13 protein-coding genes are annotated in these 15,465 nt (G+C 65.0%); all 13 read left to right on the forward strand.

Annotated elements, in window-relative coordinates; translation table 11 throughout:
• Positions 1 to 40: 40 nt before the first annotated feature.
• Positions 41 to 1,300, forward strand: a complete 1,260-nt coding sequence (locus RP6297_RS05895; RefSeq protein ID WP_009238309.1) for a molybdopterin molybdotransferase MoeA — start codon at positions 41 to 43, stop codon at positions 1,298 to 1,300.
• A 12-nt stretch (positions 1,301 to 1,312) separates the two neighbouring features.
• Positions 1,313 to 1,570, forward strand: coding sequence for a molybdopterin converting factor subunit 1 (gene moaD, locus RP6297_RS05900; RefSeq protein ID WP_009238308.1), 258 nt, complete (start codon positions 1,313 to 1,315; stop codon positions 1,568 to 1,570).
• Positions 1,571 to 1,586: 16 nt separating this feature from the next.
• A complete protein-coding gene (locus RP6297_RS05905; protein ID WP_009238307.1) occupies positions 1,587 to 2,108 on the forward strand; it encodes a molybdenum cofactor biosynthesis protein MoaE in 522 nt (173 codons plus the stop codon).
• Between the two features lie 15 nt (positions 2,109 to 2,123).
• Positions 2,124 to 2,504, forward strand: a complete 381-nt coding sequence (gene crcB / locus RP6297_RS05910) for a fluoride efflux transporter CrcB (RefSeq protein ID WP_009238306.1) — start codon at positions 2,124 to 2,126, stop codon at positions 2,502 to 2,504.
• A 146-nt stretch (positions 2,505 to 2,650) separates the two neighbouring features.
• Entirely contained in the window at positions 2,651 to 4,828 is a 2,178-nt protein-coding gene (locus tag RP6297_RS05915) for a 3-hydroxybutyrate oligomer hydrolase family protein (RefSeq protein WP_009238305.1), read from the forward strand.
• 170 nt (positions 4,829 to 4,998) lie between these two features.
• On the forward strand, positions 4,999 to 7,587 hold the full coding sequence (gene clpB, locus RP6297_RS05920) for an ATP-dependent chaperone ClpB (protein ID WP_009238304.1): 2,589 nt from the start codon (positions 4,999 to 5,001) through the stop codon (positions 7,585 to 7,587).
• 1,088 nt (positions 7,588 to 8,675) lie between these two features.
• Positions 8,676 to 9,695: a sulfate ABC transporter substrate-binding protein gene (locus RP6297_RS05925; protein ID WP_009238302.1), complete on the forward strand. Its 1,020-nt coding sequence runs from the start codon at positions 8,676 to 8,678 to the stop codon at positions 9,693 to 9,695.
• Positions 9,696 to 9,733: 38 nt separating this feature from the next.
• Positions 9,734 to 10,357: an NADPH-dependent FMN reductase gene (gene ssuE, locus RP6297_RS05930; protein WP_009238301.1), complete on the forward strand. Its 624-nt coding sequence runs from the start codon at positions 9,734 to 9,736 to the stop codon at positions 10,355 to 10,357.
• Between the two features lie 117 nt (positions 10,358 to 10,474).
• A complete protein-coding gene (locus RP6297_RS05935) occupies positions 10,475 to 11,467 on the forward strand; it encodes a sulfonate ABC transporter substrate-binding protein (protein ID WP_009238300.1) in 993 nt (330 codons plus the stop codon).
• A 5-nt stretch (positions 11,468 to 11,472) separates the two neighbouring features.
• Positions 11,473 to 12,504 carry a sulfonate ABC transporter substrate-binding protein gene (locus tag RP6297_RS05940; RefSeq protein ID WP_009238299.1) on the forward strand — a complete coding sequence of 344 codons (1,032 nt, stop codon included), beginning with the start codon at positions 11,473 to 11,475 and terminating at the stop codon, positions 12,502 to 12,504.
• A gap of 43 nt (positions 12,505 to 12,547) precedes the next feature.
• Positions 12,548 to 13,711: an FMNH2-dependent alkanesulfonate monooxygenase gene (gene ssuD, locus RP6297_RS05945; RefSeq protein ID WP_009238298.1), complete on the forward strand. Its 1,164-nt coding sequence runs from the start codon at positions 12,548 to 12,550 to the stop codon at positions 13,709 to 13,711.
• An 18-nt stretch (positions 13,712 to 13,729) separates the two neighbouring features.
• A complete protein-coding gene (ssuC, locus tag RP6297_RS05950) occupies positions 13,730 to 14,542 on the forward strand; it encodes an aliphatic sulfonate ABC transporter permease SsuC (protein WP_009238297.1) in 813 nt (270 codons plus the stop codon).
• Between the two features lie 19 nt (positions 14,543 to 14,561).
• The gene (locus tag RP6297_RS05955) at positions 14,562 to 15,401 is read left to right on the forward strand and encodes an ATP-binding cassette domain-containing protein (protein ID WP_009238296.1); all 840 of its coding nucleotides are present in this window, start codon (positions 14,562 to 14,564) and stop codon (positions 15,399 to 15,401) included.
• Positions 15,402 to 15,465 lie beyond the last annotated feature (64 nt).

Raw genomic sequence — 15,465 nt, forward strand, 5'->3', positions numbered from 1 at the left:
AATCGAAATCTCCCGTTCGATTCCGCTTTCCCATTCCCGCATGTCCGCCAACGATGCTCCCGCCGTCAAACCGTCCTTGCTGACGCTCGATGCGGCGCTGTCGCAACTGCTTGCCGCAGTGCGCGCCTTGCACGAGACCGAAACCGTGTCGACGTTGCACGCCAATGGGCGCGTTCTCGCGCAGGCCGTGCGCAGCAGCTTGAACGTGCCGCCGGCCGACAACACGCAAATGGACGGATACGCCGTGCGCGCCGCCGACATTACCGCGCCGGGCACGCGCCTGAAGGTGGCGCAGCGCATTCCCGCCGGTCATGTCGGCCAGCCGCTGAATGCAGGCGAGGCGGCGCGTATCTTTACCGGCGCGCTGATCCCGCCGGGCGCCGATGCGGTGGTCATGCAGGAGCAATGCAAGGCTGACCCGGACTCGGGCACCGTCACCATTGACCACGTACCTGAATCGGGCGAGTGGATCCGCCGCGCCGGCGAGGACATTGCCGACGGCGCCGAGATCCTGCCGCGCGGCACGCGCCTTGGCCCGCAGCAACTTGGCCTGGCCGCTTCGGTCGGCTGCGCCAATCTGCACGTCGTGCGCCGCCCGCGCGTGGCCGTGTTCTTTACCGGCGACGAACTTGCCATGCCCGGCGAGCCGCTCAAGCCCGGCGCCATCTACAACTCCAACCGCTTCACGCTGCGCGCGCTGCTGGAAAACCTCGGTTGCGACATCACCGATTTCGGCATCGTGCCCGACACGCTGCAGGCCACGCGCGACACGCTGCGCGAAGCGGCCGAGGCGCACGACCTCATCATCACCTCCGGGGGCGTGTCGGTGGGCGAAGAAGACCACATCAAGCCCGCCGTGGAAGCCGAAGGACGCCTGAACCTATGGCAGATCGCCATCAAGCCGGGCAAGCCGCTGGCCTTTGGCGAGGTGCGCCGGCCCGAAGGCATGGTCGGTGGCCCCACCGCGTTTTTCATTGGCCTGCCGGGCAACCCGGTGTCGAGCTTCGTCACCTTCCTGCTGTTCGTGCGGCCGTTCATCCTTCGTCTGCAGGGCGTGCAAGACGTGGCCCCCAAGCGCATCCCGATGCGCGCCGATTTTGCATTGCCCAAGGGCGATCGCCGCAACGAGTTTCTGCGCGCGCGCATCAACGCGGGCGGCGGGCTGGACCTGTTCCCCAATCAAAGCTCGGGCGTGCTGACCTCCACCGTGTGGGGCGATGGCCTGATCGACAACCCGCCAAACCAGCCGATTGCGCCGGGCGATGTTGTCAGCTTCCTGCCGTTTGCAGGCCTGGTGTAAGGAGCGATGGCCATGCAGATCGAGCTTCGTTTCTTTGCCAGCGTGCGTGAACAACTCGGAACCTCGCAGGAGCAGGTGGTCGTGCCGGAAGCCGTGCGCACCGTCGGCGATGTGCGCCGCTGGCTGGCGCAGCGCGGTCCGGTCTGGGGCGAAACCCTGGCCGAAGGCCGTGCGCTGCGCATGGCGGTCGACCACCAGATCGTGCCGGCCGATACCGCCGTGCACGACGGCTGCGAAGTGGCCTTCTTCCCGCCCGTGACTGGCGGTTGAGCGGAGGAGACCGACCATGTCCGTCCGCGTGCAGGAAGCCGACTTCGACCTCGGCGCCGAGATTGCAGCGCTCCGCGCCGGCCGCCCGAACATTGGCGCGGTGGCCAGCTTCATCGGCACCGTGCGCGACATCAACGACGGCACCGGTGTGTCCGAGATGGAGCTGGAGCACTATCCCGGCATGACCGAAAAGGCGCTGGCTGACATCGTGAGCGCGGCCATGCAGCGCTGGGAATTGATCGACGCACTGGTCATCCACCGCGTTGGCAAGCTCAAGCCGCAAGACCAGATCGTGCTGGTGGCGGTTGCGTCCAAGCACCGCGGCGAGTCCTTTGCCGCGTGCGAATTCATCATGGATTACCTCAAGAGCGAGGCGCCGTTCTGGAAGAAGGAACAGACGCCCGAAGGCGCGCGCTGGGTCGACGCGCGTGTCACCGACGACAAGGCGCTCGCCCGCTGGGGCATTGCCAGCAACAACGCCGCCTCAAGCACGGCTGATCAGCCCGGCGCATCGGCGCAACCCAACGACTACGAATAACAAGGACGCGACCGCATGAGCGGAATGGGCTTTCTGGCAGTTGGGGTGGGTGCTGCACTGGGAGCCTGGTTGCGTTGGGCGCTCGCCGTCTTGTTGAACGCCATCAATCCGGCCTTGCCGTACGGCACGCTGGCAGCCAATCTTGTGGGTGGCTATCTGATCGGCATCGCGGTCGGATTTTTCGATACGCACGCGGGGCTGCCGCCGGAGTGGCGTTTGCTGGTCATCACCGGTTTTCTGGGCGGGCTGACGACGTTCTCGACGTTTTCCAGCGAGGTCGTCGCCAACATCCTGGCCGGCGACCACCTGATGGGCGCGCTGCACATCGTGGCGCACCTGGGCGGCTCGCTGTTCCTCACGATGCTCGGTCTCTGGACGGTGCGCACGTTCAGTTGATCGCAAGGCCGATCGCGCGAGTTGAGTTGCAAATGAGAAGTTTGGTTCACATACTGGTAGTGCCTGCGGTGGCGTAGGGACGTGCAGTATCGAAGGCCGCCGCGGGTTGCTTTGTGTTGTTCCAACCATAACGAGAAGGAGACGCAATGAAACCAACCCGAACGGCGCGCCTGCGACGGCACGTCTCACCAAGCAACCTGATCGCCGCCGGTGCCGTGCTGCTGGCCGGCTGCGGCGTGCTAAGCGCCTGCGGCGGCAGCAATGATGGCAACAACGTGCCGGGCAATACCAAGCCGGCCTTTGCCGGCAAGGTGACCATCAACCGGTACGACGGCGTATCCGACGACCTGCTGACCGCTGGCCTGGGCGCAAGCGGCCTGGCTTCGGCCACCGCGCCGACCATCGCCAACCCCACGGCGCCCACGGCAGCCGAGCTGCGCCGCCTGGCGATCTACGCCAACTACCGTGCGCTGGTCGACACGGCGGCCAAGGGCGGCTACGGCACGCTCTATGGCCCGAACGTCGATGCCAGCGGCAACGTCACGCAGGGCTCCGGCATGATCCCCGGCACCGAATACGTGACGTACTCCGACGACGGCACAGGGCAGCAGAACGTCGTGCTGCTCGTGCAGATTCCGGACAGCTTCGACGTCAACAACCCCTGCATCATCACCGCCACCTCGTCGGGCTCGCGCGGCATCTATGGCGCGATTTCCACCGGCGAGTGGGGCCTCAAACGCAAGTGCGCCGTCGCCTATACCGACAAGGGCACCGGCGCCGGCCCGCACGATCTGGCCACCGACACCGTCGCCCTGCAGGACGGCACGCGCACCACGCGCAGCGCAGCCGGGTCGAACGCGCACTTTGCCGCGCCGCTCACCAGCAGCCAGCTCGCCGCCTTCAACACGGCCACGCCGAACCGGCTGGCGTTCAAGCACGCGCATTCGCAGCGCAACCCTGAAAAGGATTGGGGCCTGTTCACGCTGCAGGCCGTGCAGTTCGCGTTCTGGGCGATCAACGACAAGATCGCGGGGGCCAGCGGTGCGCTCGTCGGCAGCGCGCTGCCGGTGCGTCCGGACAACACCATCGTCATCGCGTCGAGCATCTCCAACGGCGGCGGCGCAGCCATCGCGGCGGCCGAGCAGGACACCGGCGGGTGGATCGACGGGGTGGCCGTCGGCGAGCCCGGCCTGAACCTGCCGCCCAACACCGGTGTGCAGGTGGTGCGCGGCGGCACGACACTGCCGACGACCGGCAAACCGCTGTTTGACTACGTGAGCTACGCCAACGTGTTCCGGCTGTGCGCGGCGTCGTCTGCGAGCGTTGCCACGGCGCCGGCGCAGGCGTTCTTTGGCAGCCTCACGACGTTCCCGGCAGGCGCCCAGGCAAACCGCTGCGCCGCGCTCAAGGCGGCCGGGCTGCTCACGTCCACCACGGCGGCGGCCCAGGCTGACGAAGCCCTGCAAAAGATGCGCACCTATGGCTGGGAGCCCGAATCGGACCTCGTGCACGCGTCGATGTCGTTCTACGAGATCGACCCATCGGTGTCGACCACGTTTGGCAACGCGCTTTCTCGCGCCAGCGTGACCGACAACCTGTGCGGGCTGAGTTTTGCGGCGACCGACACATCGTTCCATCCGACGGCGGTGAACGCCACGGCGCTCGCGCAGATGGCGGCGGTTGGCAACGGCATTCCGCCCACTTCGGGCGTGCAGCTCGTCAACAACAACGCCCAAGGTGGCCCGATGCGGAGCAACCAGTCGGTCGACTCCACCGGCACGCAAGCCGCCAACCTCGATGGCGCGCTGTGCCTGCGCAACCTGCTGACGGGCGCCGATGCGGCTTCGCAATCGCTGCAGGCCGGCATCCGGCAGACGCTGCGTACCGGCAACCTGCAGGGCAAGCCGGCGCTGATCGTGCAGGGCCGCAACGACGCGCTGCTGCCGGTCAACCATGGTTCGCGGCCGTATCTGGGGTTGAATGCCAAGGTGGAGGGTGGCTCGAGCAAGCTGTCGTACATCGAGGTGATGAACGCGCAGCATTTCGACGGCTTCATCGACCTGGTGCCCGGCTACGACACGTTGTTCGTGCCGCTGGTGCTGTATGAGCAGCGCGCGCTGGACGCCATGTACGCGAACCTGAAGAACGGCACGCCGCTGCCGCCTTCGCAGGTGGTGCGCACCACCCCGCGCGGTGGCACGCCCGGTGCTGCACCGGCCATCAACGCGGCCAACTTGCCGAACTTCACCAGCACACCGGCTGCGGGCGACCGCATCTCGGTGAGCGTGTCGGGCGGTGTGGCGACGGTATCGGTGCCCAACTGATGCGATAGCCAGGACGGTTTTGAAGCACTTGGGGCGGCGGCGTGGCCAGCAGGCGCGCCGCCGTTTGTTCTGGCGCAAATCTGCATCAAAACCCGCGTTTACTGGCTTGAAATGCCACCGAAGCTCCCTATCTTTCGGAGCAGTGAAACATTTTCCGCAAGGGGTTTTTAATGCGTTTGGACAAATTGACCACCCGCTTCCAGGAAGCGCTGGCAGACGCGCAGAGCCTGGCGCTGGGCAACGACAATCCGTACATCGAACCGGTCCACCTGCTGCTGGCCATGCTGCGCCAGCCGGATGGGGCCACCAAGAACCTGCTGGCCCGTGCGGGCGTCAATACCGGCGCCCTCGACACGGCGCTGGACCGTGCCATCAAGCATCTGCCGCAGGTGCAGGGTGGCGAACAGGTGCAGGTCGGCCGTGATCTGGGCAACCTGCTGCAGCAAACCGAGAAGGAAGGCATCAAGCGCGGCGACCAGTTCATCGCCAGCGAGCTGTTCCTACTGGCCGCCGCTGACGACAAGGGCGAGGCCGGCCGCATTGCGCGCGAGCACGGCCTGTCGCGCAAGCCGCTCGAAGCCGCCATCGACGCCGTGCGCGGCGGCCAGACCGTCGGCAGCGCCGAGGCCGAGAGCCAGCGTGAAGCGCTCAAGAAGTACACCATCGACCTCACCGAGATGGCCCGGATCGGCAAGCTCGACCCCGTCATCGGCCGCGATGATGAGATCCGCCGTGCCATCCAGATTCTGCAGCGCCGCACCAAGAACAACCCGGTGCTGATCGGCGAGCCGGGCGTGGGCAAGACGGCCATCGTCGAAGGCCTGGCGCAGCGCATCGTCAATGAAGAGGTGCCTGAAAGCCTGAAGAACAAGCGCGTGCTGGTGCTTGACATGGCAGGCCTGCTGGCCGGTGCCAAGTACCGCGGCGAGTTCGAGGAACGCCTGAAGGCGGTGCTCAACGACATCGCCAAGGAAGAGGGCCGGACCATTCTCTTCATCGACGAAATCCACACGATGGTGGGCGCGGGCAAGGCCGAAGGCGCGATGGATGCCGGCAACATGCTCAAGCCGGCGCTTGCGCGCGGCGAGCTGCATTGCATCGGCGCGACCACGCTGGATGAATACCGCAAGTACATCGAGAAGGACGCCGCGCTGGAGCGCCGCTTCCAGAAGGTGCTCGTGGGCGAGCCGACCGTGGAGGCAACCATCGCCATCCTGCGTGGCTTGCAGGAGAAGTACGAACTGCACCACGGTGTGGAGATTACCGACCCGGCGATCGTGGCCGCGGCTGAACTCAGCCACCGCTACATCACCGATCGCTTCCTGCCGGACAAGGCCATCGACCTGATCGACGAGGCTGCGGCGCGCATCAAAATGGAAATCGACTCGAAGCCCGAGGCGATGGACAAGCTCGACCGCCGCCTGATCCAGCTCAAGATCGAGCGCGAAGCCGTCAAGAAGGAAACCGACGAGGCATCGCAGAAGCGCCTGGAGCTGATCGAGCAGGAAATCGAGCGTCTGCAGAAGGAATACGCTGATCTGGATGAAATCTGGAAGGCCGAGAAGGGCGCGGCGCAAGGTGCGGCTGCGCTCAAGGAAGAGATCGACAAGATCAAGCTGGAGATCACCAAGCTGCAGCGCGAAGGCAAGCTCGAGAAAGTGGCCGAACTGCAATACGGCAAGCTGCCCGAGCTGGAAGGCAAGCTGAAGGCCGCCACCGCTGCCGAGTCTGCCGGCCAGAAGCAGCCGAACAAGCTGCTGCGCACGCAGGTGGGCGCGGAAGAGATTGCCGAAGTCGTCAGCCGCGCCACGGGCATCCCCGTGGCGAAGATGATGACCGGCGAGCGCGAGAAGCTGCTGAAGATGGAAGACCGCCTGCACGAACGCGTGGTCGGCCAGGACGAAGCCGTGCGTCTGGTGTCGGATGCCATCCGCCGCTCACGCGCCGGCATTGCGGACGAGAACAAGCCCTATGGCTCGTTCCTGTTCCTGGGTCCGACGGGCGTCGGCAAGACCGAGCTGTGCAAGGCGCTGGCCGGCTTCCTGTTTGATTCGGAAGAGCACCTCATCCGCATCGACATGAGCGAGTTCATGGAGAAGCATTCCGTGAGCCGCCTGATTGGCGCGCCGCCGGGCTATGTCGGCTACGAGGAAGGTGGTTACCTGACCGAAGCCGTGCGTCGCAAGCCGTACAGCGTGGTGCTGCTCGATGAAGTGGAGAAGGCGCACCCGGACGTCTTCAACGTGCTGCTGCAAGTGCTGGACGATGGTCGCCTGACCGACGGCCAGGGCCGCACGGTGGACTTCAAGAACACGGTGATCGTGATGACGTCGAACCTCGGCTCGCAGCTCATCCAGCAGATGGCGACCGAACCGGCGGACGTGATCAAGGGTGCCGTGTGGCAGGAAGTGAAGACGCATTTCCGCCCCGAGTTCCTGAACCGGATCGACGAGGTGGTGGTGTTCCACGCGCTGGACCAACGCAACATCGAATCGATCGCGCGGATCCAGCTCAAGCGCTTGTCGGCACGCCTAGCGCACATGGACCTGGCGCTGGAGATCAGCGACGAAGCGGTGGCCAAGCTGGCCTCTGCGGGTTACGACCCGGTGTTTGGGGCACGGCCGTTGAAGCGGGCGATCCAGCAGCAGATTGAGAATCCGGTGGCGCGGATGATCCTGGAGGGCAAGTTCGCGCCTAAGGATGTGGTGCCGGTGGATTATCGGGATGGGCAGTTTTCGTTTGAGAGGGTTGTGCACTGACGCTACGTCAGCGCTTCGAAAAACCGCTCTGGGTTCGCCAGAGCGGTTTTTTTTTGTTCTTTGTTTTTGGTGCATCCCTTGTTTCACCCCCTGCCGGGGGCGACTCACTTTCTTTGTCTTGCCAAAGAAAGTAAGCAAAGAAAGGCGCGCCGAGATGGCGAAAGACTCCTTCAATTTTCGTAACCGGGCGGAGTCGGGGAAAACTCGCTGCGCTCAAACAGTTCCCCGCCTTTTTTCCGCCCGCTTACGAAAATTGAAGGCGCCATCTAGGGCAGGAACGTCAACGACCAAACCGGTGGTTTGCGTGTCCTGTCGGAGTTTCGTTTCTTGCGGTGTACTGCTTCGCTTCGCTCGCTATCTCAACCTGTTCTTACTGCTTTGCCTCGCGTCTTGCCGCACATCCCACTACTGCGGTTGTGCTTCGATGGTGTGGCCGTACCTTGCCCTAGATGGCGCCTTGAATTTCTGTTGCAGAGAGGAAAAAGGAAGGGAAACTGTCTGAGCGAAGCGAGTTTTTCCCTTCCCCTCTCTGCGACAGAAATTCAAGGGGTGGGTCGCCATCTCGGGCGCGCCTTTCTTTGCTTACTTTCTTTGGCAAGACAAAGAAAGTGAGTCAGCCCCGGCAGGGGATGAAACAAGAGATGCACCACCAACAAAAAAACCGCCCCGAACACGGAAATCCTGACAGCCCCTAACACTGCCCCCGTGACCCCAAAACTCAGGCCCCGCCCGAAACCCCTAAACCTCCACCCTCCAAGACCCGAACTCCACCCTCCAAGACCCGAGCGCCACCCTCCAAGGCTCGAACGCCACCCTCCAAGACTCAAACTCCACCCAAAACCCCCGAAGTCCCGCAGTCCAAAGCCCAAGCGCGGGTCTCCGACATCCAACACCGAGCGTTTGACCCTCAATCGCCGCGCCAGCCCCCCCGCACAAAGCCCTTTGCCCCGCATCCGCGCAGCCCCAACCCCGCCTTTATGCAAAAAACGATGAACATTCCCTGAAACCATTCGTTCCCCGTACAAGACCCGCTCGGTAGTCTTGCTCCTATTCCAAATCCATCAGAGATCAGAAACGGAGCCTGCAAGATGATTCGCAAGTTTGTTTTCAACACGCTTGTACGTGCTACAGCGGCTGCCATCGTGGCGGGGGGAACCGTGGGTGCGCATGCGGCAACGACACTGCTGAATGTGTCGTACGACCCGACGCGCGAGCTGTACAAGGAAATCAACACCGAATTCGCCAAGAAGTGGAAGGCCGAAACGGGTGAGGACATCACCCTGCGCGCTTCGCATGGCGGTTCGGGCAAGCAGGCCCGCTCCGTGATCGACGGGCTGGATGCCGATGTGGTGACGCTGGCGCTGGGCTACGACATCGACGCGATCGCCGAGAAGGGCCTGACCGGCAAGGACTGGCAGAAGCGCCTGCCGCACAACGCCTCGCCGTACACGTCGACCATCGTGTTCCTGGTGCGCAAGGGCAACCCAAAGGGCATCAAGGACTGGAATGACCTGATCAAGCCGGGCATCGCCGTCATCACGCCCAACCCGAAGACCTCCGGCGGGGCACGCTGGAATTACCTGGCCGCCTGGGCCTATGCGCTGAAGCAGCCGGGCGGTTCGGACGCCACCGCCAAGGACTTTGTCCAGAAGCTCTACAAGAACGTGCCGGTGCTCGATTCGGGCGCGCGCGGTGCGACCACCACCTTTACCGAGCGCGGTATCGGCGATGTGCTGATCGCGTGGGAAGACGAGGCGCTGCTGGCGGCGCGCGTGGAAGGCAAGGACAAGTTTGACGTGGTGGTGCCGTCGATTTCCATCCTGGCCGAGCCGCCGGTGGCGGTGGTCGACAAGGTGGCCGACAAGAAGGGCACGCGCAAGGCCGCGGAGGCGTATCTCAAGTTCCTGTACACGCCGCAAGGCCAGGAGATCGGTGCGAAGAACTTCTATCGCCCGACCGATCCGGCCGTGGCCAAGAAGCACGAGAGCGAATTCCCGAAGGTGAAGCTCGTGACCATCGACGACACGTTCGGCGGCTGGCAGAAGGCGCAGAAGACGCACTTTGCCGACGGTGGGCAGTTTGACCAGCTCTATCAACCGGGCAAGTAAGGCCCCAAGCGACGTAACGACATCGGGTGATCCGCATCATGCAAATCCTGACGATTTCCGGCAGCCCTTCGGCGCAATCGCGATCTGCGCGCCTGCTGGGCCACGTGCGTGCGCAGCTCGAGCGCGCCGGCGAGCAGGCGGACCACCTGGACCTGCGCAGCCTGCCAGCCGACGCGCTGCTGGGCGCGCAGGTGTCCGACCCCGCCATCGCCGATGCGGTGGCGCGGGTGGAAGCGGCGGGCGTGGTGATTCTTGCCACGCCGGTCTACAAGGCGGCCTACAGCGGGCTGCTCAAGACGTTTCTCGATCTGCTGCCGCAGAGCGGGCTGCGCGACAAGGTCGTGCTGCCGATTGCCACTGGCGGCAGCCTCGCCCACACGCTGGCAATCGACTACGCGCTGCGCCCCGTACTGACGGCGCTGGCGGCGCGCTCGATCCTGCCCGGCATCTTTGCTGTCGACTCGCAGATCGTTGTGACCGATGACGGCGTGACCGTCGACCCATCGCTGCAGCAGCGCCTGGATGACGGCGTGGAGCGCGTGCACCAGGCACTGGCGCTGGCACGGCATCCGGCCGTGGCGCAGGTCATCGTTTCAAGCCGCACCGCGGTGCGTGCCACGTTCCAGGCCGCCGACGAAGAACGAATGCGATGTCTGGCGTGATGCGCTGAACGCGCCGCCGTACACACACGCTCGCTGGATTTTTCCGTTGTTGTCACGCCGCGCAGCCGCTGCGCGCGAATCGTGTCGCCCATACACCCCGCATCGATCGAACTTGCCATGAAAACCCACTCGCCCCTGCGCAGGACTTTGACCATTGCCGCCACGCTGCTTGCAACGCTTGGCGCGCCCGCCGCATTTGCCAACAGCGATGCCCCGCCCCCGACCGCAGCCAAGCAACTGCGCATCGGCTATCAGAAGTACGGCACGCTGACGGTGCTCAAGGCGCGCGGCACGTTGGAAAAGCGTCTGGCCGCCCAGGGCATCGAAGTGAAGTGGACCGAGTTTCCGGCCGGCCCGCAGCTGCTGGAAGGCCTGAACGTGGGCGCCATCGATTTCGGCACCACGGGTGAAGCACCGACGATCTTCGCGCTGGCTGCCGGGGCGCACCTCGTCTATGTCGGCAACCAGCCGCCCGCGCCGGCCGGCGAGGCGATCATTGTGCCGAAGAACTCGCCGCTCAAGAGCGTGGCCGATCTCAAGGGCAAGCGCGTTGCCTTCAACAAGGGCTCGAACGTGCATTACCTGCTGGTGAAGCTGCTGGAAAAGGCCAACGTGCCTTACAGCGATATCCAGCCTGTGTACCTCACGCCCGCCGATGCGCGTGCCGCCTTCGAGCGCGGCGCCATCGACGCCTGGGTGATCTGGGATCCGTTCTTTGCCGCGGCCGAACAGCAGCTGGGCGCGCGCGTGCTGGCCGACGGCACGGGCGTGGTCAACAACTCGCAGTACTTCCTGGCGTCGAAGGGCTATGCGGGCGCGCGGCCCGATGTGCTGAACATCGTGCTCGACGAACTGAAGAAGACCGATACCTGGGCTGCTGCCAACCCGAAGGACGTGACGAACATTCTTGGCCCGCAGCTCGGCCTGGAGCCGGCCGTGGTGGCGCGTTCGGTGTCGCGCATTGCCTATGGCATCCAGCCCGTCGGGCCCGAGGCCCTGGCTGACCAGCAGCGCATTGCCGATACGTTCCACGCGCTCAAGTTGATCCCACGCCCCGTCAAGGTGGCCGACTCTGCGTGGCAGCCCACGACGCAACAGGCAGCACGCTGATTGCCATGACCATCGATTTCCAACGCCGCCGCCTGCTTAGCGCTACCGTTGCCGGCGCATCGCTGGCCACGCTTGGGCCGGTTGCGCATGCCGCCAATGCCGCTACCGCCAGCCCCGCGGCTGGCGGCCTGCCCAAGGTGACGCCGCCGGCGCAACTGCGCATCGGTTTCCAGAAGAGCGCGGTCAACCTCGTCATCGTCAAAGAGAACCGGGCGCTGGAGCAGCGCTTTCCGGGTATCAAGATCAGCTGGCTGGAGTTTCCGGCCGGGCCGCAGCAGCTCGAAGCGTTGTCTGCGGGCAGTCTCGACCTCGCCATCACGGGCGATACGCCGCCGGTGTTCGCGCAGGCGGCCGGCAAGGACCTGCGCTACGTGGGCGTGGAGCCGCCCAAGCCGGACAGCTCGGCCATCCTCGTGCAGCAGGATTCGACGCTCAAGACGCTGGCCGACCTGAAAGGCAAGCGTGTGGCACTGCAGAAGGGTTCGAGCGCGCATTTCCTGATCGTGCGGGGCCTGCAGAAGGGCGGGCTGAGCTTTGCCGACATCCAGCCCGTGTATCTGACGCCGGCTGATGCACGTGCCGCCTTCGAGCGCGGCAGCGTCGACGCCTGGGGCATCTGGGATCCGTATTACGCCGCAACGGAACTCGCGATCAAACCGCGCGTGCTGGCCACCGGGCGCACGCTGTCGTCCAACAACTCGTTCTATTTCGCGCCGACGGCCTTTACGGAAAAGCACGGCGACACCATCGCCGCCATCTTTGCGGAGCTGTCGCGCGCCGACCGCCTCGTGCAGGAGAACCGAAAGGAAGCCGCGCAGCGCATTGCGGACTTCTCCGGGCTGTCGCTGGCGACGGTGCATCTGTTCCTGTCGCGCCGGCCGCCTTCGCCGGTGCGGCCGGTCACGCCGGAAGCGGTGGCCGAGCAGCAGCGCGTGGCCGATGCATTTCACGGGTTGGGGCTGATTCCGCGCCCGGTCAAGCCGATCGAACTGGTCTGGCACCCGACCCCGGCGCAACTGGCCATTGCCCGCGCTTGAGTTGTTGCGTTGATCTGAGAACAACACAGTCCAAGGAGCTGTCATGCAAGTTTTCTGGTTCATCCCGACGCACGGCGACAGCCGCTATCTCGGCACTGCCGAGGGCGCACGCCAGGTCGATCACACCTATCTGCAGCAGGTGGCCGTGGCCGCCGATACGCTCGGCTACGAGGGCGTGCTGATTCCCACCGGCCGCTCGTGCGAAGACCCGTGGATCGTGGCCGCGAGCCTGATTCCGGTCACGAAGCGCCTGCGTTTCCTGGTGGCGGTGCGCCCCGGGCTGATGGCGCCGACGCTGGCCGCGCGCATGGCCGCCACGTACGACCGTCTGTCGAATGGCCGCTTGCTGGTGAACCTTGTTACGGGTGGTGACCCGGCGGAGCTGGCTGGCGATGGCCTGTTCCTGGATCACGCACAACGTTATGAAGCCTCGGAAGAGTTCATCCGCATCTGGCGCGAAACGCTGGCGGCAAGCCACGAAGGCGCCGCGCTCGATTACACCGGCAAGCACCTCAGCGTGAAGGGCGCGAAGGTGCTGTATCCGCCCGTGCAGCGGCCGCATCCGCCGGTGTATTTCGGTGGCTCGTCGGAAGCGGCGCACGAACTCGCGGCCGAACAGGTCGACACCTATCTCACCTGGGGCGAGCCGCCCGCTGCGGTGGCCGAGAAGCTGGCCGACGTGCGGGCGCGCGCTGCCAAGCATGGCCGTACCGTGCGCTTCGGTATCCGCCTGCACGTGATCGTGCGCGAGACGGAAGACGAAGCCTGGGCTGCCGCAGACAAGCTCATCAGCAAGCTGGACGACGACACCGTTGCGCGCGCGCAAGAGGCTTTCCGCAAGATGGATTCGGCCGGCCAGCAACGCATGGCCGCGCTGCACGCCAACGGCGTCAAACGCACGCGTGCCGATCTGGAGATCAGCCCGAACCTGTGGGCAGGTGTGGGCCTGGTGCGCGGCGGTGCCGGCACGGCGCTCGTGGGCGACCCGCAAACCGTGGCCGCGCGCATGAAGGAATATGCCGACCTGGGGATCGATACGTTCGTGCTGTCCGGCTATCCGCATCTGGAAGAGGCCTATCGCTTTGCCGAACTGGTGTTCCCGCTGCTGCCGCGCTCGGTGCGCGACAAGCTGCCGGGCAACGTGCTGAACGGCCCGTTTGGCGAAGTGATCGCCACCGGTATCGTGCCGCGCGTGGCGGCAAGCTGAGCCGAAAGGAGCAGGGCAATGGCATCGCAATCCAAACCGAAATCGAAGGCAAACACCTTCCTGCGTACCGCCCGGCAACGATTGGCGCCGTGGATCGTGCCGCTTGTGCTGCTGGTGCTGTGGCAGGCCTCTGCCCAATGGGGCTGGCTGTCGAACCGCATCCTGCCGGCACCGCTGGACGTGGCGAAATCCGCCGTTGCCCTGGCGCGCTCTGGCGAGCTGTGGACGCACGTGGCCGTGAGCACATGGCGCGCGCTGCTGGGCTTTGTGATCGGCGGCTCGCTGGGTCTGGCGCTGGGGCTGCTGACCGGCACCTTCCGCACCGCCGAGACGCTGCTCGACACCACGCTGCAGATGGTGCGCAACATCCCGGTGCTGGCGTTGATTCCGCTGGTGATCCTGTGGTTCGGCATCGATGAATCGGCCAAGCTGTTCCTGGTATCGCTGGGCGTGTTCTTCCCGATTTATCTGAACACGTATCACGGCATCCGCTCTGTCGATCCGGCCCTGGTGGAGATGGCCCGCAGCTACGGCCTGTCGCGTGCGCAGTTGTATCGGGAGGTGATCCTGCCCGGTGCGCTGCCGCAGATCCTGGTGGGCGTGCGTTTCTCGCTCGGCCTGATGTGGGTGACGCTGATCGTGGCGGAAACGGTGTCTGCGCAGGCCGGCATCGGCTACATGACGATGAATGCGCGCGAGTTCCTGCAGACCGATGTGGTGCTGCTGGGCATCCTGCTGTATGCGCTGCTCGGCAAGCTGGCGGATTGGTTGTCGCGCGGGCTGGAACGTTACTGGCTGCGCTGGCACCCCGGATATCAAGCGGCCGCCTGAGGCTGAATTGGAGAGACGTATGCAAAGCAACGCCACTGAACACGCCGCGCTGGCCGGTACCGCCTTGCACATCGAGCACGTCGTCAAACGCTATGGCGACCGTGAAGTGCTGCACGGCATCGATCTGGACATCACCCCGGGCGAGTTTGTCGTCATCGTCGGGCGCAGCGGCTGCGGCAAGAGCACGCTGCTGCGGTTGATTGCCGGGCTGGAAGGCATTGACGACGGCCACCTGCGTCGCGACGGTGAAGCCGAAGACGGCCTGCACGACGATGCCCGCGTGATGTTCCAGGACGCCCGTCTGTTGCCGTGGAAGAAAGTGCTCGACAACGTCGCGCTGGGCTTGCCGAAAACACAGCGTGCGCAAGCCGCTGAAGTGCTTGCGCAAGTCGGACTGGCCGAGCGGGCAGGGGAATGGCCGGCACGCCTGTCAGGCGGACAGCGCCAGCGCGTGGCATTGGCGCGTGCGCTGGTGCATCGACCGCGCCTGCTGCTGCTGGACGAGCCGCTGGGCGCGCTTGATGCGCTGACCCGCATCGACATGCAGAACCTCATCGAAGGCCTGTGGCAACGCCTGGGCTTTACCGCCGTGCTCGTCACGCACGACGTGGCCGAGGCGGTGGCGCTGGCCGACCGTGTGGTGCTGATCGAAGACGGCCGCATTGCGCTGGATGAGCGCGTCGATCTGCCGCGTCCGCGCCATCGCGGCTCGCCCGCGTTTGCGCGGCTGGAAGAAGCGATCCTCAACCGCGTGATGCAACGCAAGAGCGATCCGGACGAACTGACCGATGTGCGTTCGCACACGGCGTGGGCATCACCCTTTGACGTGTCCGCCACATCCGTGCGCTGGGCCGTGTAAGGCGCTGCAAACCTTTCTCCTGAAAACATTCATTGGCACGTAGTGCCGTTGTCATCTAAGAAGG

Source organism: Ralstonia pickettii, from assembly GCF_016466415.2.
Taxonomy (GTDB): Bacteria; Pseudomonadota; Gammaproteobacteria; order Burkholderiales; family Burkholderiaceae; genus Ralstonia; species Ralstonia pickettii.